This window comes from Paenibacillus sp. FSL K6-1566 (assembly GCF_038050475.1).
Taxonomy (GTDB): Bacteria; Bacillota; Bacilli; order Paenibacillales; family Paenibacillaceae; genus Paenibacillus_AQ; species Paenibacillus_AQ lactis.
Genome location: NZ_JBBOSR010000001.1, coordinates 5037329 through 5056494 on the forward strand (window position 1 = coordinate 5037329; position 19166 = coordinate 5056494).

Below are 19166 nucleotides of genomic sequence, written 5' to 3' on the forward strand. Positions count from 1 at the left end.
TTTCCTCTTGTGCCTTGCATTCGATGTATTTGCTTCCCATCATAAACCTTGTCCACGTCATCCTGCAACGTTAAATCCGTAAGACGAAGGGGATCCCTCCCGCCAGCAATCTCTAAATGCAAAAAGCACCGATCGGCATAAAGCCAATCGATGCTGCTTCATCATTATGAATTATGAAAAGACCGGATCCTTAAACATGGCCAGCTTGGCGGCGGAATCCTTGCTTACATCCGCATGCAGGCTGTTTCCGTGCGAATCCATCGTAACGATTGCGGCAAATCCATCGACCTCGAGATGCCACATCGCTTCGGGAATGCCGAACTCCATGAAATCCACGCCGTTCACTTTTTTGATGCACTCGGCATAATACTGGGCCGCGCCGCCGATGGCGTTCAAATATACGCCGCCGTGCTCCTGCAAGGCTTGAAGCGTTTTCGGACCCATTCCGCCTTTTCCGATAACCGCCCGGATGCCGAATTTCTTGAGGATTTCCCCTTGATAAGGCTCCTCGCGGATGCTTGTCGTCGGTCCGGCCGCCTTCACATGCCAGCCTTCCTCGTCCTTCAGCATAACCGGCCCGCAGTGGTAAATGACCGCGCCGTTCAGGTCGATCGGTGCGTCATGATCCATCAGATACTTATGTAGCGCATCCCGTCCGGTATGCATCTCCCCGCGAATCACAACGACGTCGCCGACGCGGAGGCTGCGGATTTGCTCCTCGCTGATCGGCGTCTGCAGAACGATCTCCCGTCCTTGCCCTTGCACCGCGGCAGAGCCTGCCGACGCAGCGGCTGCTTCACTCGCTGCATTCATCCGTACCTCGTTGCCCGCTTCGTACAGCCACTCCGCAATTTCGCCGGTCGCCGGCTCAATCATGACACCTTGTCGGCGGAACGCCCAGCAGTTGTACGCAACCGAGACAAAGAAGCTCGCAGGCAGACGGTTCATGACGCCGATTTTACAGCCCAGCAGCGTAACTTCGCCGCCGAAGCCCATGGTGCCTATGCCCAGCTTGTTTGCATTTTCGAGAATATAATCCTCCAGCTTTGCCAAATCCTCGTTCGGATTCACATCGTCGAGATGACGGAAAAGCTGCTGCTTGGCCAGCTCATAGCCTGTTGTCCGGTCCCCGCCGATGCCGACCCCGATAAAGCCTGCGCTGCAGCCTTGTCCTTGGGCCTGGTAGATCGAATGAAGAATGCATTTGCGGATGCCGTCCAAATCACGGCCCGCTTTGCCGAGACCCTCAAGCTCCGTTGGCAGGCTGTATTGAATATTCTTGTTCTCGCAGCCGCCGCCCTTCAGAATGAGACGGACATCGATCTTGTCCTGCTCCCACTGCTCGAAATGAATGACCGGCGTTCCGGGTCCGAGGTTATCCCCGCTATTGGCTCCTGTCAAGGAATCGACCGAGTTCGGACGGAGCTTGCCATCCTTGGTTGCGCGGACGACGGCCTGATATATGGCCTTCTTCATTTCGATTTGGTTGGCGCCTACAGGAGTATGTACGATAAAGGTCGGCATTCCCGTATCCTGGCAGATCGGCGATACCTCCTGCTCGGCCATTTCGATATTCTGAGCGATCGTTGCCAAGGCGAGCCCCGCGCGCGTAGCCGCATCCTCTGCAGCGCGTCCGCGGTTTACCGCTCTGCGGACATCTCCCGGAAGATTCGTGGACGTCTCCACAATCAGTTTGTACATGCTTTCTTCAAAATGCTTCATCACTTGATTTTCAACCTCTCTTTCGATGACCAGCTTGCCGCTAAGGTATCCTGGTTAGTCCCAAGGTATATCATATCACAACAAACCGGCCATGAAAGGGTTTACTTTGAATTTGAACGCAGGGCTGGAAATGTGCCGTTTACATGCATTGAATAACCATACCAATCTATAAACCTCGCATATGTTAATAGAGAAGGAGGTGATATGATACGGCGATAGGATCGGCGACGATGAGCCCGAATCCATCATCCGTTCCAACGTTCCGGCAGACGCTCGGCAGAGACTCGGCTGACGCTGTCCCGGATTCACGCGATCCGCGATTAGGGCATCCATCCATCCGGATCCGTCGCATCTTAAGCCATGGAATCCAGCGCCGAACGTATCCATTGCGTTAACGTCAGCTTCACCGTAACCGCCGTTTAACCGTGTTCCGCGCACCTCAGCAAAAAACAGCGGATGATCGCCCCGGCTTTACGCCTGATCATCCGCTGATGCTCAAAGATTAGGGTTCGGTATCCTCCAGCCTAACCGTTAATCACTTCGCCGCCGTTCACGTGAATGACTTGCCCGCTAACGTATGAAGAGTCTGAAGAGGCGAGATAGACGTATGCAGGCGCCAGTTCTTCCGGCTGCCCCGGTCTCTTCATCGGCTGGGTCGAGCCGAACTCGCTGACCTGATCCGCAGGGAAGGTTGACGGGATGAGCGGCGTCCAGATTGGTCCCGGTGCTACCGCGTTGACCCGGATCCCTTGTCCGACGACGTTCATGGAGAGGGACCGCGTAAAGGCTACGATCGCTCCCTTCGTCGAAGCATAATCCAACAACTGCGGGCTTCCCCGGTAAGCCGTAATGGATGTGGTATTAATAATCGCACTGCCCTTAGACAGATGCGGCATGGCCGCCTGGGTCATAAAGAACATGCCGAATATGTTCGTACGGAACGTGCGCTCCAGCTGCTCCTTCGTAATATCTTCAATCTTCTTCTGCGGATGCTGCTCAGCGGCATTGTTCACGAGAATGTCCAGTTTTCCCAGCTTCTCCACCGTCTCCTTCACCGCATCGCGGCAAAAGGCATCATCTCCGACATCGCCTGCAATCAGGATGCACTTCCTTCCCTCCTGCTCCACCTGCCGTTTGGTTTCCTCGGCATCCTGATGCTCATTTAAATAAACGATGGATACGTCGGCGCCCTCCTTGGCATAGTGAACCGCTACCGCCCGGCCAATTCCGCTGTCTCCGCCGGTAATCAGCGCCACCTTTCCCTCCAGCTTGCCGGCCGCTTTATACGCATTGCTTTCGAACTCCGGCTGCGGGTGCATCTCCGTCTCGGAACCCGGCCGATGATTCTGGTGCTGAGGGGGCATTGTCTGTTTTTGTTGGTCTTGTGTCATGTTCACATGTCTCCTTTCAGGTTAGCTGTAGAGGTTGTTCAAAAAGTCGTCTTTTGATCACGAAGTGAGTCAAGGAGTAACTCGGCATCGAATCTTGAATTCAGCCGGGCCTAAGTAGATGCTTCCGGAGCATGTTTCCTGCGGAAACATTTCAAGTGCTCACGTACCCAAAACAGCTGATGCTTTCGAAGGCGTTTTCTGCGAAAACGTTTAGCTCCGCTCCTCAGTCCCCAGCTTCATTTAACCTAAAGCGTTTTGAATAAAACGCACTTCGGAAGGATTCGCTAAAGCGTTTTGAAAAAACGCACTTCGGAAGGATTCGCTAAAGCGTTTTGAAAAAACGCACTTCGGAAGGATTCGCTAAAGCGTTTTGAAAAAACGCACTTCGGAAGGATTCGCTAAAGCGTTTTGAAAAAACGCACTTCGGAAGCATAAGCCTCGGTGCTGAAAATCCGACTTTTTGGACACGGACTGTAAGACAACCTTTCATAGGATGTGTACGACTCGGCTCTTTATACGAGTGAAAAGCCTTCGATATGATATTTACCCGAATGCGGGATGATCAAACGTTTCATAAGAAAACCAAAAAGGTGGAGAACTAGCCGCTCGTTAGAGCCTGTTCTCCACCTTTTTTTATCCATAAACGGAAAGGAGCCGTCCCTGTAGAAAAATCCACGCAGGGGACAGCACCTTCTTGGTTCTATGTAGCAATTTTAGATGATATGGCTGTACACCATGAAGAAGATCATAACAAGCAGAAGCAGTGCCAGCAGCGCGCTCAGCGTTCCAAGCTTGCTTGTCTCTTCCTTCACTTCTTTCTTCTCGCGAATGCCTGCCAGCGCGCTCTTCAGCGGCTTGCTCATAATTCCACCAATTGCGAACATAGCAAGAAGAAGAATGGTCACGATTATCATCCAAGGCACGGAATAGTCGCCTTGTGACATCATGTAACCGCCTGTAAGAAGTTGAAGCACGAGTCCATACTGGGCAAAGCGGTTCGCTACCCGAACCGTATTCACGGCGCCTTCTTGAGCAGCGAGAGACAGCTTCTGAATGCCGCCGACAACAAACGGCAGAATCAAATAGAACCCTAGCGCTGCTGTTCCAACCATATGCAGGAAAAATGTTACCGTCAACATAATCAAATTCCTCCATCGTTCAAAGTGTGATATATGTCATTTACGAATCATCGTCCTTATTATACTGGACAGACCATCCAATGAAAAGCAATCCCGCCCCGAATATCGGGACGGGATTGGATTTAGAGGCAAATTTGTGAACCCTTGCCGGATTTAAAGGGAAATGACCGATGTAACGCTGCGTACGGATTCGGCCGACTTGTCGAGCGCCGCCTTCTCCTCCGGCGTGAGCTCGAGCTCGAACACCTTCTCAATGCCGTCGCCGCCAAGAATGGCCGGAACGCCCATGAACAGGTTATCGTAGCCGTACTCGCCTTCCAGAAGCGCGATGACAGGAAGGATCCGCTTCTTATCCTTGAGGATCGCTTCCGTCATTTGCACAAGGGATGCAGCCGGCGCGTAATAAGCACTTCCGTTGCCGAGCAGGTTGACGATCTCGCCGCCGCCCACGCGGGTGCGCTGCACGATGGCTTCGATCCGGTCAGCCGGAATCAGCGTGTCGATCGGAATGCCGCCGACGCTGGAGTAGCGAACGAGCGGAACCATGTCGTCACCGTGACCGCCCAGCACGAAGCCGCGAACGTCCTCAACGGATACGTTCAGTTCCTGCGCAATGAATGTGCAGTAGCGAGCGGTATCGAGCACGCCGGATTGACCGATGACGCGGTTCTTAGGGAAGCCGAGCGTATTGTACGCTACATAGGTCATCGCATCCACCGGATTACTCAAAATGATGACGGTCGCATTCGGAGCATGGGTCTTCACGTTCTCGCATACGGACTTGACGATGCCCGCATTCGTATTCACGAGATCATCACGGCTCATGCCAGGCTTGCGCGCAACGCCGGCCGTGATGATGACGATATCGGAACCGGCCGCATCCTCATAGCTGGATGTGCCGACGATGTTGCTGTCGAAGCCTTGAACCGGACTGGCCTCAAGCATGTCGAGCGCCTTGCCCTTGGTCGGGTTTTCAAGCTGCGGGATATCGAGCAGAACGACGTCACCAAGTTCTTTTTGAGCAAGCATTAGTGCGGTAGTCGCACCAGTAAAGCCAGCACCTACAACCGTAATCTTTTTACGAGTAATCGCCATGATGGCTCTCCCCCTTACAGGTTTTTAATGATTTCGTCCGCAAACTCGGAGCATTTCACTTCCGTTGCGCCTTCCATCAGACGTGCAAAGTCATAGGTTACGGTTTTGTTGTTGATCGCGGTTTCCATACCTTTGTAAATCAGATCCGCAGCTTCCTGCCATCCCAGATGCTCAAGCAGCATAACGCCGGACAGGATAACGGAACCAGGGTTTACAACGTCTTTATCCGCATATTTCGGAGCCGTACCGTGAGTAGCTTCGAAGATCGCGTGACCTGTCACGTAGTTGATGTTCGCTCCCGGAGCGATACCGATGCCGCCTACTTGCGCTGCAAGCGCGTCGGACAAGTAGTCGCCGTTCAGGTTCAGCGTTGCGATGACATCGAAATCGGTTGGACGCGTAAGCACTTGCTGGAGCGCGATGTCGGCAATCGCATCCTTGATGATGATTTTGCCGGCTTCCTCAGCGGCTTTCTGTGCTGCGTTCGCTGCATCTACGCCGTCTTTTTCCTTGATGACGTCATATTGTGCCCAAGTGAACACTTTATCGCCGAACTCGGCTTCAGCCACTTCGTAGCCCCAGTTTTTGAAGGCGCCTTCGGTGAACTTCATGATGTTGCCTTTGTGCACCAGCGTTACGGATTTGCGGCCATGCTTGATCGCGTATTCCACAGCTGCGCGCACAAGACGCTTGGAGCCTTCGGAGGATACAGGCTTGATGCCGATACCGGACGTTTCCGGGAAGCGGATCTTATGAACGCCCATTTCCTCCTGGAGGAACTTGATCACCTTCTTCACTTCCTCGGAGCCTTCCTTGTACTCAATGCCGGCATAAATATCCTCCGTATTCTCGCGGAAAATAACCATGTCCACGAGTTCAGGACGTTTAACCGGGGATGGCACGCCGTTGAAGTAGCGGACCGGGCGCAAGCAAGTGTACAGATCCAGCTCTTGGCGCAGAGCAACGTTCAGGGAACGGATTCCGCCGCCGATTGGCGTCGTCAAAGGTCCTTTGATGGCAACGATGTATTCACGGATTGCTTCGAGCGTATCGTTAGGAAGCCATTCTCCGTATGTATTATAAGCTTTCTCACCTGCGAACACTTCATACCAGGCAAGCTTCTTGGATCCGTTGTATGCCTTCTCTACAGCGGCGTCAAGCACGCGCTTGGAAGCTTTCCAAATGTCGCGCCCTGTTCCGTCACCTTCAATAAAAGGGATGATCGGATTGTTTGGAACCTGCAGCTTGCCGTTGTCGATGGTGATTTTTTCGCCTTCGGTTGGTAGTGCGAATTTTTCCAATTTCATGAGTATGAGTTCCTCCTTCAAATTTGGTTCTTGTCTCTAGCCCGGAGCTTCGGTATACGAATACCGGACGAATAGGCAAAGAGAACTCCGCCTTAAGGCGATCAACTCGCGTTTGAGCGGTTCTCTATGCCTATTGTACATGATTTCCTGCAAGTTAGCGAAGCTCTACCGGCACATATTTCTGATCGGTAAGGCCGGTGTACTCGGCACGCGGACGGATGATCCGGTTGCCTTCATACTGCTCAAGAATATGCGCTGTCCATCCCGACACGCGGCTGATGGCAAAGATCGGCGTGAACAGCTCCTGCTCGATGCCAAGCTGGGTATAAACCGATGCGGAATAGAAATCGACGTTCGGCTTCAATCCCTTCTGGCTCGTTACCGTTTCGTCGATCACGACGGACATGTCGTACAGGGATGTGTCGCCCTTCATTTCTCCGAGCTCACGCGACATCTTCTGAAGATGCTTCGCACGAGGGTCTCCGTTCTTGTAAACGCGGTGACCGAAGCCCATGATCTTCTCACGGTTGTCCAGCTTCTCCTGGATGTAAGCCTTCGCCCGGTCGATGGAGCCGACTTCATTCAGCATTTTGGCAACGGCTTCATTCGCGCCGCCATGCAGAGGCCCCTTCAAAGCGCCAATCGCGGAGGTAACGCCCGAATAAATGTCCGACAGCGTGGCTACGGTTACACGGGCCGCAAAGGTTGAAGCGTTAAGCTCATGATCGGCATGGAGCACGAGCGCTTGATCCAGGGCCTTGATCGACGTTTCGTCAGGCTGTTCGCCTCTGAGCATATACAGGAAGTTCTCGGCCACGGATACGCCGGCTTTCGGCGCGACCGGTTCCTTGCCTTGACGAACCCGCGCGATTGCAGCGACGATCGTCGGGAGCTGCGCCTGCAGTTTAACCGCTTTCTTCTCGTTCGCTTCACGGCTCATATCGTCGCCGGCTTCGTCATACAGCGCAAGCGCGGAAACCGCCGAGCGGAGCGATGCCATCGTGTTGGCGTCCTTCGGATACAACTTGATCTGCTGGATGAGCTCATCCGGAATTGCGGCATAATCGCTGAGGTCCTGCTTCAGCGCCTTCAGTTCCTCCGCATTCGGGAGCTTGCCGAACCAGAGCAGATAAGCCACTTCTTCAAAGCTTGCATGCTCTGCGAGATCGTCAATATTATATCCCCGATAAGTCAGAACGCCGTCGACGATCGAACTAATCGAAGAAGTGGTAGCTACAATGCCTTCCAAACCCTTAGTAGCTGTCATGCATCATCTCTCCTTTATGATCGGGATAAACGGTACTATTTTGACATTCATGAAAACATTTTCATGAAGTCGGATAAAAAAGAACACGCAAAAAAAATGCTATGGTCCTTGTCATAAAACCTTCTCATATCATACTGGATTTTGTCTGATATGTGAACAAGAGCGGAGACATTCGCCGCATCAAAATGTTTTATCGACACCATAAACTTTTTTTTGAAATCACTTACAATTCCATTATAACTGTGAATTTTGTCATTGTCGAATTTTGAAAAGAATCGGGATAAAAAGCGGCGATCCGCCGGGGTTTATTGAATTCGAAACTTCCTAGCCTAAAACCTTCTCCTCCTTGCATACCTATAAATGTGTACGGGTCCGCTTGTCTGCTGACAAGCCTGGAAAGGAGGTTCATATATTTGGAACGAATACTGCTCAAACGGATCGGCCGGGGAGTGTGGGTTCTGTCCGCTCTCTTCATCACGGTCTACCTGATTTATGTATTGCTGCCCCTTCTCTATCCCTTCCTGCTGGCCTGGATCATCGCCTACGCCATGAACCCGCTGGTTAACGTGCTCCAGCGAAAGGTCAAGCTGCCGCGCTTCATTGCGGTCACGCTGTCCATCATCGTCTATTTCGGAGCGGCGATGCTGATCCTGACGGCTGCAGTTACCCGTCTGGTGAAAGAGCTGATCACGCTGTCCCAATCGTTCGACCTGCATATCGACTCGTGGATGGAATGGATCACCGGCTGGACGCGCAGCGACAGCTTTCAAAATATTGTGAATGAGATTAGTCTTTTCTACCAGAATAACCCCAATTATCATGACACCATTAACCAAAATATAAGCAGAACGACCGAGACGATCGGAAATGCCGTGACGGGCTTGATCACCGGCATTTTTAACGGAATCCTGCAAATTATCTATTCGCTGCCGAATATGGGAACGATCCTGATCGTGGTCCTCATGTCCACCTTCTTCCTCAGCAACAGCTGGGAGCGTCATAACCGGGCCATCCTTCGATTCGTTCCTGACGTGATCCGCAAGCCTATGGCCTACATCTTCTCGGATCTGAAAAAAGCGCTGTTCGGGTTTGCGAGGGCCCAGCTCATTCTCATCTCCATCACTGCCTGCATCGTGATCATCACGCTGTATGCGCTCGGCGTTAAGTCCGCATTCACCATCGGGCTGCTGATCGGCTTCATCGATCTGCTGCCATACCTCGGTGTCGGCATCGTCCTGATTCCCTGGTCCCTGTATGCCTTTATGTCCGACGATCTTACGCTCGGCATTGGACTTACGGTCCTGTACAGCGTCATCCTCGTGGTGCGCCAGATTCTGGAGCCGAAGGTGCTTGCCAGCAGTGTCGGCTTGGACCCGCTCGCGGCGCTGCTCGGGATGTTTATCGGGCTCAAGCTGTTCGGCATTCTTGGGCTGATTATCGGCCCGATTGCCCTTGTCATCCTGGATGCATTCCATAGAGCCCATGTCTTTAGAGACTTGCGAAATTATATTATCGGCGGACGTTTCCGATGAAGCCACTCGTGAGCCAGCAAGCCAAATCATACCGCAGCATAGCGAAAAAAAGGCCATGATTGAGCCGATGATGCAGGAATCGATCCTTATTCGGTAGCGGTTGCGATAGCGATAGTGGTGGCGATGTCAGTCGCGATGGCGGTGTCCACGGAGGTACGGTGGCAGCGTCGCTGAACCGCCATACCATTAGCGAGCGGCGCGGTATCAGGCCTATTCAAATTATTCGCAGCAACCGCCATAAAGGATATAAGAACAACAGGGGCCGTTCCCCCTGTAGAGCAACAGCATCTACGGAAGGGATCGACCCCTGTTCATTTATCTGCGAAAAATCGTGATTTTGCCGTTCTTCATATTTTTCTTCATCCACGCAAGGAGCAAAAGCCTGTAAAGCGGACGGGTTAAAGGAAATACGAGGGTAAAGCCGATGATATCCGTCACAAATCCCGGGAGGATCAGCAGCAGACCGCCGAGGAAAATGCACAGGCCATCGGCCATGGTGGAACCGGGAACCATCCCCGCATTCATCCTCTGCCTTGCGTCCTCCATCGCCTTCCGTCCCTCAAACCTCATCATGGCGACGCCAATGGCCGAGGTCAGCAGCGTCAGCAGCAGGGTGTTCATGCCGCCGACCCGCTCCGCTACGAATGAGAAGCCGAATATTTCGATCGCCGGTACGAAAATGACCGCCGCCAGTACCCATTTCATCATGATGCTACTCCTTCCTCCCCAAAAGGGTGTCCTTCAATGCATCATACAGCTTTGGCACGTTTTTATCCAGTCTGGACGGCTTCCATTCGCGATTTAACCATACGTGGCGGGTTGTGCCCGAAGTCAACAGCTCGCCGGGCAGCGCCATCATCGTGGCGTCATCCGGATCGGACGGCACCCTTCCGGTCATCGTGCCGGCATCCCGATCGGACGGCACCTCGTCGGACATTCTTCGAACCTCATACTCATAATGTATTCGAAGAGGCGAGAAATCAATCATCCGGGTAAATACGGTTACCTGATCATCATAGCGGGCAGGCTGATGATATTTTACGTCCAGATCGACAACCGGCAGCAAGGCGCCTGCCTCCTCCATCTCCCGGTAGGAAAATCCCAGCTCCCGGATCATTTCGGTGCGGCCGATCTCAAACCAGTTCAAGTAATTCGCGTGATAGACGACGCCCATTTGGTCGGTTTCCTGATAGCGCACCCGGAAGGATGTGTGAAACCAGCGGCTGAGCTTGGATATGGAGCCTTTCGTCAATATGCACACCCCCTCTCTATGCAAAAGAAGCAATGGCTCGAAAATCGTCCATTGCTTCTAACGCGGCTATCGTTAGACTCCCTAAGGGATCCTGAATATGAATATTTCTGTAAGGAACTATTTCTGCGCAGGAATTGAATCTACTTTGAGCAGGTTGGTCGAGCCGGAACGGCCAAGCGGTACCCCTGCCGTAATCACAACCAGATCGCCTTCCTTCACCAGGCCGGATTTCACACCGCCCTGCAAAGCGTAATCAAACATTTCGTCTGTCGACGTAGCCAGCTCGCCTTTAACCGGCGTTACGCCCCAAGTCAGAGCGAGGCGTCTCAGCGTTCTGTCCTGTGTCGTTACGGCAATGATCGGCGCCTGCGGACGGTATTTGGATACCATGCGCGCCGTTTGGCCGGATTCCGTGGACGAAATGATCGCCTTGGCGTTCAGATCCAGCGCGGAGATGGCAACCGATTGGCTGATCGCTTCCGTTACGCTGGTTTCTTGCGCGATGCGCTGCTTCAGGAACATTTCGCGGTAGTTCAGCGCGGATTCCGCTTTCTCGGCAATGCGGGACATGGTCAGAACGGATTCGACCGGATATTTACCGGCAGCCGTTTCACCGGACAGCATGATGGCATCCGTGCCGTCGAAGATCGCATTCGCCACGTCACTAGCTTCCGCACGGGTAGGACGAGGGTTGCGCTGCATGGAATCCAGCATTTGCGTAGCGGTAATGACCGGCTTGCCTGCAAGATTACATTTCTCGATCATGCGCTTCTGAACAAGCGGTACTTCTTCAGCCGGAATTTCGACACCGAGGTCGCCGCGGGCAACCATCAAGCCGTCGGATACTTCCAGAATCTCATCCAGATTGTCAACGCCTTGCTGGTTCTCGATCTTCGAGATGATCTGAATGTGCTCGGCGTTGTGCTTCTTGAGCAGCTCGCGAATTTCAAGCACGTCGCTTGCTTTGCGAACGAAGGAAGCCGCAATAAAATCGATGCCCTGTTCGATCCCGAATACGATGTCGCTCGCGTCCTTTTCCGTAATGCCTGGAAGAGAGATCGCGACTCCAGGTACGTTCACACCTTTTTTGCTCTTAATGGTGCCGCCGTTGACGACGCGGCAGCGGATTTCCGTGCCCTGAATTTCTACAACGGTCAGACCGATCAGACCGTCGTCGATGAGGATCGTGGATCCAACCTGAACGTCATTCGGCAGCTCTTTGTACGTAATGGAAATCCGATTCTTGTCGCCGAGGATTTCCTCGGTCGTAAGGGTGATGTACTCATCCTGTACAAGCTCAATCGGTTCCACTTCAAGCTTACCGGTACGGATTTCCGGTCCTTTGGTATCAAGCAGGATCGCTACCGTTTTGTTCAGTTCTTCGCAAGCCTGGCGGATATTTTTGATCCGGTTGCCGTGCTCCTCGAAGTCACCGTGGGAGAAGTTCAGGCGAGCCACGTTCATGCCGGCCATAATGAGCTTCTTGGTGTTTTCCAACGATTCACTGGAAGGACCGATGGTACATACAATTTTAGTTTTGCGCATTTGGGTTTCCTCCGTTTTTCAAGGTTCTCTATATCTCTTTTTCCAACAACTAAATTTACTACAAAAAGCTTCATTTGTATAGGAACTTTGTCATATCGTCAAACTTGCAAACATTTACATGATGGCGTCCTGCTGCTCGGTTTTTGCGAAATCGAATTCGCCGATTTTACGGAACTTCCGGTACCGGTCTTCCTTCAATTCGCAAGCATCCATCGCAGACAGCTCGGTCAAATGCCGAATCAGGGCGCTTTGGATCGCGCTGGCCGTCTCCTCGTAATTGCGATGGGCACCGCCCTTGGGCTCCGGAATGATCTCTTCAATCACTTCCATCTCCAGCAGGTCCTGTGCCGTAATCTTCATCGCCTCGGCCGCCTGGTCAGCCTTGGAAGCGTCCTTCCACAGAATGGAAGCGGCGCCGTTCGGCGAGATTACCGAGTAGATCGCATGCTCGAGCATGAGGACACGGTTACCTACGGCCATCGCAAGAGCACCGCCGCTTCCACCTTCGCCGATGACCACACAAACAATTGGCACGCCGAATGTCGACATTTCCCGCAGATTGCGGGCAATCGCCTCGGACTGGCCTCTCTCTTCAGCTGTATTACCCGGATATGCGCCTTTCGTATCAATGAAAGTGATAATCGGACGATTGAACTTGTTCGCCTGCTGCATGAGCCGCAGCGCTTTGCGGAAGCCCTCCGGATGCGGACTTCCGAAGAATCGGGCGATATTGTCCTTCGTATCCTTGCCCCGCTGCTGGCCCAGCACCGTAACCGGCACGCCGTTCAGCTTCGCAAGTCCCCCCACGACCGCCAGATCGTCTCCGTACAGCCGATCGCCGTGCAGCTCGATGAAATCCGTAAAGATAAGCTGGATCAAATCAAGCGATGTCGGCCGCTGCTGATGGCGGGCCAGATGCATTTTTTGTGACGGGGATATCGAGGAATAAATTTCTTCCTCCAATCGGCTATATCGTTCTTCAAGACGGGCGATTTCATCCGTGAAATCAATCCCTTTTTCTTGACCGAACTGTTTCAATTCTTCAATCTTCTTGCGCATTTCTGCAAGAGGCGTTTCAAAAGGCAGTGCGCCTGACATTAGAATCCCCCTTTCACAGCATGCATCTCCAGCAGCTTGCCCAGCATGGAACGCATGTCTTTCCGATGAATAACCATGTCAAGCTGACCATGCGCCAAATTGAACTCCGCCGTCTGGAAATCATCCGGCAGCTTCTGGCGAATGGTCTGTTCGATAACGATACGGCCGGCAAAGCCGAATACGGCTCCCGGTTCAGCGATATTAATATCGCCAAGCGTTGCAAAGCTTGCGGATACGCCGCCGGTGGTCGGATCCGTAATAACGGAAATATACAGCCCGCCCTGCTCATTGAATCTCGCCAGAGCTGCACTCGTCTTGGCCATTTGCATTAAGCTCAGAATGCTCTCCTGCATCCGGGCTCCGCCGGACGTCGAGAAGATGATCAGAGGCAGACGCTTGTCCGTTGCGATCTCGATCGCCCGGGTAATTTTCTCCCCTACGACCGATCCCATGCTGCCCGTGAAAAAATCAAAGCTCATTACAGCCACCACGACCGGATGTCCCAGAATGGTTCCCTGGCCGGTTACGACCGCGTCCCGAAGACCAGATTTCATCGTCTGCTGCTCCAGCTTGGCCGCATAGCCCGGAAACTTCAGCGGGTCCACGGATATCATTTCGGCGTCGAACTCCTCGAAGCCTGTCTCATCCAGCGTCATGCCGATCCGCTCTAACGCGTTCAGACGCATATGATGGCCGCATTCCTGACACACCTTCAGATTCTTCTCAAGCTCTTTACTGTATTGAATCGTGCCGCACTTGGCACATTTGTTCATCAGGCCTTCCGGAATTTCACGTTTCGGGCGTTCGCCTTCCTGAGGCTGCCCTGCCGTCCCAAGTCGCTCTGATGGGATCGTTGCGTATTTCCTTTTTTTCTGAAATAAGTCTTTGAACACAACTACACCTCTTCAGCCCTAAATTTGAATGGCCGCCGTAGATAACACTTCGCCGATCCGTACACATGCTTCGCTATGTAGCCCATATATCCTATGGGTGCAATATCGAATTCAACACTTCCTGTACTTCCTCAAGCTCTCCGGAGGGTACCAATATTTCAAACTGCTGTTTGGATAAATTCACAGGACGGCTTTTAACCAAAAAACCTTCTTCCGTCAGCCTGGTTTGGATCATTTCCGCCACCTTTGCAGTTGGCGCAATATAGATAACCGTCCACATGCCTTTCAGATCCCCCTAATCTCGTTCCACAGGCATATCCTGAGCCGATATAATGGATAATGATAACATACTTCAGTTTTTACCTCAACAAAGAGAGCAGGGGGCTGAAAAGCGGCCTGACCGGTCGTCGACCCTTAAACGACAGGGCTCGCGGTCATTCGTCAGAACTCGCGGAATAGCTTGCCGCATCGGGATTGTTATGCGCGATCCGCGAGGACGCCGCTGCTGCGATGCCTGCCACCAAATCGTCGAGAAACACATGAATTCCATCCATTTTTTCATTCAATATTTCAATAACGCCAATTTTTTCTTTATCCAAATATCCGAAACTTGTCAACCCGATCATTCCATAAATGCTGGTGACCCCGAGCGCCATCGTTTCATCGACCCCGTACAGCGGCTCGTCGTTCTCCATGATCGATTGCAGAGGCTGCGGCAGCAGCTTTCTCTCCGCCAATTCATCGAGCGCAATCCCCGTAAACAGCGTATACTGCACTTCTCTCTTGCCAAGAACGGCGCGGACGCTGTCCTCGCACTGTTCCAGCGTTAATCCCGGATGATACCGCTGCTGCAGCTGAAATACGATGTCCGCAATGGCGGTAATGCTGACCCCCCTGCGGCTTAGCATGCTCTCTGCCAAGTCCAGTGACATAATAATCCCTCCCGCTTACGATCAGCCGATAGCTCCATAGGTGGATGAGCAAAATCCTGTGCCCGGATCACTTCCAGGGAGTACTCGGCCACTTTGCTGTAGTGTCCTAATTGTATGCGGGAGGGATATGAAACGTTCTTATTTTTTGAGGCTCATCGAACCTTTACGGTATCTTCGCCCAGCATGCTTACCATTTCGGTACGCAGCTCATCGGATAGATCGATTCGATAGGCGTCGCTCAAGGCCAGCACCTTCTGGCTTCGCTCGTAAAACAGCACGGTCGCCAAGGGTCCCGGATGCCGCTGCAGCAGCTCTTTCAGCTTCACCAGCAGCTCCGGCTTCTCGGCCTCCCGGCTGATCTTGATAAAGACCCGCTGCTCGGGTGTTGACGGGCTCGGCCGGTCCGGCAGGGCGGCTCGCTTCGCAGCCTCGCGGGGCTTCGCCGTCGCCGGTGATGCGCCCGCCTCCTGCCGCGGGGCTCCCCCTGCAGCGGAAGGGCCTGGCCGGCGGCTCGGCGCTTCCGGGGCCGGCGGCCCGGCAGCAGCCTCTCGCCGGGGCATGCCGCCGCCGGAGGTCGACTGCGGACGGCTTCGTCCGCCGCCTGCCGCGCGGACCTTGCTGCGCTGCACCAGCTGCCGCAGCGTCCCGGCTTCAAGCGGCGCCACCTCTTCGGCAAGCAGCTTGAAGCCCTCATCCTGCAGCTGCACCTTGGCGCGAATGGCCAGCAGGGCCCCCTTCTCGATCAGGTGCGCGCTTCGCTTCCACACTTCCGGAAACAGCACCACTTCGCAGCGCTCGATCTGATCCTCGCACTCCATGAAGGCCATCGCCTTCCCTTGCTTCGTCGTGATGGTCTTCAGGGAGACCACCATGCCGGCTACAGCTGCCATCGATTCATCCTGCGCTTCGTGCAGCTCCATCAGCCGGTCCGCCCCGGTCTCCTCCAGAATCTCGTCGAATCCGTCGAGCGGATGCCCAGACAGATACATCCCGAGCAGCTCCCGCTCGAATTCAAGCTGCTGGCCTTGAGAATATGGCGCAATATCGGGATATTCGATATCCCAGTTCGGCGTCTCGACGAAGTCGAACAGCTGAATCTGCAGGTCATCGCGTTCCTTGCGCCACTTGACGGCCGCTTCCACGGTTTCGTCAAGCATCGCGACGAGCTGGGAGCGGTGGCCCGGCAGGGAATCGAACGCCCCGGCTTGAATGAGCGATTCGATCACGCGTTTATTGCATACGCGAAGATCGACGCGGCGGCAGAAGTCCAGCAGGCTCTCGAAGGGCTTCTCTTTGCGGATGGCGGCAATGTTCTCGACCGCTTGGGTGCCGACGTTCTTAATCGCGGCCAGCCCGAAGCGGATACTCCCTGCGGAATGCTCCGCCGATTCCGGCCCGCGCTCCGCGCCTGCCGATCCTGCGGACACCGGCACCGGCGTGAAATAGGTCCCGCTCTCATTGACATCCGGCGGCAGCACCTCGATGCCCATCCGCCGCGCTTCGAGCACGTATTCGGCTACCTTCCGGTGGCTGCCCATGACGGCCGTCAGCATCGAAGCCATGAATTGAACCGGGTAGTGCGCCTTCAGATAGGCCGTCTGAAAAGCGAGCACGCCGTACGCCGCCGCATGCGCCCGAGGGAAGCCGTAATCCGCGAAACGCACGATCATATCGTACACGCGGTTAGCGTCGTCCTCGCCGTATCCCATCTTGAGGCTGCCTGCGACGAAATGGCTCCGCTCCCGGTCCAGCACCTCGCGTTTCTTCTTCGACACGGCCCGGCGGAGCAAATCCGCCTCCCCGAGCGTAAAGCCCGCCATGCTTGAGGCAATCTGCATGATCTGCTCCTGGTACACGATAATCCCGTACGTATCGCCGAGGATCGGGATCAGATCCGGATGCGGATACTCCACCTCGATCCGGCCGTGCTTGGCCTGAATGTATTTCGGAATAAACTCCATCGGACCCGGACGGTACAAAGCGTTTACGGACACGATATCCTCGAAGGCCGAAGGCTTCAGTTCCTTCAGGACCCGGCGCATGCCGGCGGATTCCAGCTGGAACACGCCCGTTGTCTCGCCTTTGCCGAGCATTTCATACGTAAGCGGATCGTCGTCCGGCACCTGCGTCAGGTCCAGGGCCTCCTCCTGATGCTCCTGGATCCACTTTAGCGTCCGTTCAATAATGGAGAGGGTGCGCAGGCCGAGAAAATCCATCTTGAGCAGTCCGACGCTTTCTAGATGCTCCATGGAATACTGCGTCAGCGCGGTCCGCTCGCTGCCCTCCTGAAGCGGAACGGCATCGGTAAGCGGATCGCGGGAAATGACGACGCCAGCCGCATGCGTAGAGGCATGGCGGGGCATTCCCTCGACCTTCATCGCCATGTCGATCAGCTCGCGCACCTTCGGTCTTGTCTCGTATTGCTCCTTCAGCTGCGGACTTTGCTCCATCGCTTTGGCAATGCTGATGCCCAGATGGTTCGGGATCAGCTTGGCCGCTCTATCCACGTCGCCGAACGGCACGTTGAGCGCGCGCCCCACATCGCGTACAGCCGCACGCGCTGCCATCGTACCGAACGTAATGATCTGGGCGACATGCTCCCGGCCGTATTTGTTCACCACATAATCGATAACTTCATCCCGCCGCTCGTCGCTGAAGTCGATATCGATATCCGGCATCGTGACACGCTCGGGATTCAGAAACCGTTCAAACAACAATTTATACTTCATCGGATCGACGTTCGTGATCCGGAGTGTATAAGCGACAAGGCTGCCCGCGGAGGAGCCCCTGCCCGGTCCGACCGCGATGCCTTGACGATGCGCATATGCGATGAAATCCCACACGATCAGAAAATAATCGCTGAAGCCCATTCTTTCGATCACGTCCAGCTCATAGCTCAGACGCAACTCCAGCTGCTCCTTAAGCTCGGGGGACTGCCAGCGTTCGGTATTCTCGTACCGGTCCCGGAGCCCGTTCTCGCACAGCTGCCTTAAATATTCGGCCGAGCTTGTCCCTTCCGGGAGGGAACGGTACTCCGGCAAAATGGATTTTCCGAATTCCAGCTCAAGGCTGCATTGATCCGCAATTCGGGCCGTATTGGCGATCGCTTCAGGCACATGCGGGAACAGCCGCTCCATCTCCCGGCCGTCCTTCAAATACAGCTGGCTTGTCGGGATCCGCAGCCGGTCCTCATCCTCCACCGTCTTGCCTGTGCCGATGCAGATCAGCACATCCTGCACCTCGGCATCGTCCTGCGTCAAATAGTGAACATCGTTCGTAGCCGCAAGCGGAATGCCCGTTTCGCGGCTTAGCGCGATCAGCTGCGGATTGACCCGCTTCTGCTCCGGCAGCCCGTGGTCTTGAAGCTCCAGATAGAAATCGTCTCCGAAAATAGCCTGGTAGCGAAGCGCAGCCGCCCTGGCCTCCGCTTCCCGCCCATGCAGCAGATGCTGCGGCACTTCCCCGCCTAGACAAGCGCTCAGACAGATAATGCCTTCATGATGGGCTGCCAGCGCCTCCATATCGATGCGCGGTCTGTAATGATAACCTTCCAGATGGCCGATGGAGCACAGCTTCATCAGATTGCGGTAACCGATATCGTTCTTGGCCAGAAGAATCAGGTGATAGATCGGCTGATCCTTCCGGCTTCCCCGCTCTTTGCGGGAGCCTGCCGTGATGTATGCCTCGCAGCCGATGATCGGCTTGATGCCGTGGGCCAGACAAGCTTTGTAGAACGGAATCGCGCCGTACATGACGCCATGATCCGTCAGCGCCAGCGACTTCATTCCAAGCTCCGCAGCTTCCCGCACCAGGTCGCCGATACGTGCCGCTCCATCGAGCAAACTGTATTCACTATGCACGTGCAAATGCACGAAAGAGCTCATCGTAACGCCTTCCTTTCGCCGGTTCATTTATATCAATCGAACAAACAGATCATGTTCATAAAAAAGTCCTTATATCATTTTATCATAATCCCACAAGGCCCGCCCATAT

15 protein-coding genes are annotated in these 19166 nt (G+C 54.1%); 1 reads left to right on the forward strand and 14 read right to left on the reverse strand.

Annotated features, from left to right (window positions below; all coding sequences use genetic code 11):
- Positions 1-171: 171 nt before the first annotated feature.
- The 6 genes from NST08_RS22305 to citZ form a co-directional block, all read right to left on the reverse strand.
- Complete coding sequence (locus NST08_RS22305) at positions 172-1722, reverse strand: fumarate hydratase (protein WP_007127412.1); 1551 nt, start codon at positions 1720-1722, stop codon at positions 172-174.
- 524 nt (positions 1723-2246) lie between these two features.
- Positions 2247-3113 carry an SDR family oxidoreductase gene (locus NST08_RS22310; protein ID WP_341342308.1) on the reverse strand — a complete coding sequence of 289 codons (867 nt, stop codon included), beginning with the start codon at positions 3111-3113 and terminating at the stop codon, positions 2247-2249.
- A gap of 713 nt (positions 3114-3826) precedes the next feature.
- The gene (locus NST08_RS22315) at positions 3827-4252 is read right to left on the reverse strand and encodes a hypothetical protein (protein ID WP_007127410.1); all 426 of its coding nucleotides are present in this window, start codon (positions 4250-4252) and stop codon (positions 3827-3829) included.
- A gap of 153 nt (positions 4253-4405) precedes the next feature.
- Positions 4406-5347 carry a malate dehydrogenase gene (mdh, locus tag NST08_RS22320; protein ID WP_007127409.1) on the reverse strand — a complete coding sequence of 314 codons (942 nt, stop codon included), beginning with the start codon at positions 5345-5347 and terminating at the stop codon, positions 4406-4408.
- 14 nt (positions 5348-5361) lie between these two features.
- Entirely contained in the window at positions 5362-6654 is a 1293-nt protein-coding gene (gene icd, locus NST08_RS22325; protein ID WP_007127408.1) for an NADP-dependent isocitrate dehydrogenase, read from the reverse strand.
- 154 nt (positions 6655-6808) lie between these two features.
- Entirely contained in the window at positions 6809-7921 is a 1113-nt protein-coding gene (gene citZ / locus NST08_RS22330) for a citrate synthase (protein ID WP_028403872.1), read from the reverse strand.
- Positions 7922-8334: 413 nt separating this feature from the next.
- Here citZ and ytvI point away from each other — a divergent pair, with 413 nt between their 5' ends.
- On the forward strand, positions 8335-9453 hold the full coding sequence (ytvI, locus tag NST08_RS22335; protein WP_028403871.1) for a sporulation integral membrane protein YtvI: 1119 nt from the start codon (positions 8335-8337) through the stop codon (positions 9451-9453).
- 315 nt (positions 9454-9768) lie between these two features.
- Here the strand turns inward: ytvI and NST08_RS22340 are convergent, their stop codons facing one another.
- The 8 genes from NST08_RS22340 to NST08_RS22375 form a co-directional block, all read right to left on the reverse strand.
- The gene (locus tag NST08_RS22340) at positions 9769-10161 is read right to left on the reverse strand and encodes an FxsA family protein (protein ID WP_007127405.1); all 393 of its coding nucleotides are present in this window, start codon (positions 10159-10161) and stop codon (positions 9769-9771) included.
- A 4-nt stretch (positions 10162-10165) separates the two neighbouring features.
- Positions 10166-10705: an acyl-CoA thioesterase gene (locus tag NST08_RS22345; protein ID WP_341342309.1), complete on the reverse strand. Its 540-nt coding sequence runs from the start codon at positions 10703-10705 to the stop codon at positions 10166-10168.
- 117 nt (positions 10706-10822) lie between these two features.
- Entirely contained in the window at positions 10823-12250 is a 1428-nt protein-coding gene (pyk, locus tag NST08_RS22350) for a pyruvate kinase (RefSeq protein ID WP_007127403.1), read from the reverse strand.
- A gap of 114 nt (positions 12251-12364) precedes the next feature.
- The gene (locus NST08_RS22355) at positions 12365-13348 is read right to left on the reverse strand and encodes an acetyl-CoA carboxylase carboxyltransferase subunit alpha (protein ID WP_341342310.1); all 984 of its coding nucleotides are present in this window, start codon (positions 13346-13348) and stop codon (positions 12365-12367) included.
- On the reverse strand, positions 13348-14241 hold the full coding sequence (gene accD / locus NST08_RS22360) for an acetyl-CoA carboxylase, carboxyltransferase subunit beta (RefSeq protein WP_341342311.1): 894 nt from the start codon (positions 14239-14241) through the stop codon (positions 13348-13350). The genes NST08_RS22355 and accD overlap by 1 nt, the downstream gene beginning before the upstream one ends.
- A 91-nt stretch (positions 14242-14332) precedes the next feature.
- Positions 14333-14521, reverse strand: a complete 189-nt coding sequence (locus NST08_RS22365) for a hypothetical protein (RefSeq protein WP_007127400.1) — start codon at positions 14519-14521, stop codon at positions 14333-14335.
- A gap of 154 nt (positions 14522-14675) precedes the next feature.
- A complete protein-coding gene (locus NST08_RS22370; RefSeq protein WP_007127399.1) occupies positions 14676-15173 on the reverse strand; it encodes a phosphatidylglycerophosphatase A family protein in 498 nt (165 codons plus the stop codon).
- 152 nt (positions 15174-15325) lie between these two features.
- Entirely contained in the window at positions 15326-19057 is a 3732-nt protein-coding gene (locus NST08_RS22375) for a DNA polymerase III subunit alpha (protein ID WP_341342312.1), read from the reverse strand.
- Between the last annotated feature and the right edge of the window lie 109 nt (positions 19058-19166).

Coding starts and splice junctions, on each gene's coding strand:
- pyk (WP_007127403.1), bottom strand. CDS start 12,250: ATGCGCAAAACTAAAATTGTATGTACCATCGGTCCTTCCAGTGAATCG.
- NST08_RS22315 (WP_007127410.1), bottom strand. CDS start 4,252: ATGTTGACGGTAACATTTTTCCTGCATATGGTTGGAACAGCAGCGCTA.
- NST08_RS22310 (WP_341342308.1), bottom strand. CDS start 3,113: ATGACACAAGACCAACAAAAACAGACAATGCCCCCTCAGCACCAGAAT.
- NST08_RS22340 (WP_007127405.1), bottom strand. CDS start 10,161: ATGATGAAATGGGTACTGGCGGCGGTCATTTTCGTACCGGCGATCGAA.
- mdh (WP_007127409.1), bottom strand. CDS start 5,347: ATGGCGATTACTCGTAAAAAGATTACGGTTGTAGGTGCTGGCTTTACT.
- NST08_RS22365 (WP_007127400.1), bottom strand. CDS start 14,521: ATGTGGACGGTTATCTATATTGCGCCAACTGCAAAGGTGGCGGAAATG.
- citZ (WP_028403872.1), bottom strand. CDS start 7,921: ATGACAGCTACTAAGGGTTTGGAAGGCATTGTAGCTACCACTTCTTCG.
- icd (WP_007127408.1), bottom strand. CDS start 6,654: ATGAAATTGGAAAAATTCGCACTACCAACCGAAGGCGAAAAAATCACC.
- NST08_RS22375 (WP_341342312.1), bottom strand. CDS start 19,057: ATGAGCTCTTTCGTGCATTTGCACGTGCATAGTGAATACAGTTTGCTC.
- NST08_RS22370 (WP_007127399.1), bottom strand. CDS start 15,173: ATGTCACTGGACTTGGCAGAGAGCATGCTAAGCCGCAGGGGGGTCAGC.
- NST08_RS22355 (WP_341342310.1), bottom strand. CDS start 13,348: ATGTCAGGCGCACTGCCTTTTGAAACGCCTCTTGCAGAAATGCGCAAG.
- NST08_RS22305 (WP_007127412.1), bottom strand. CDS start 1,722: ATGAAGCATTTTGAAGAAAGCATGTACAAACTGATTGTGGAGACGTCC.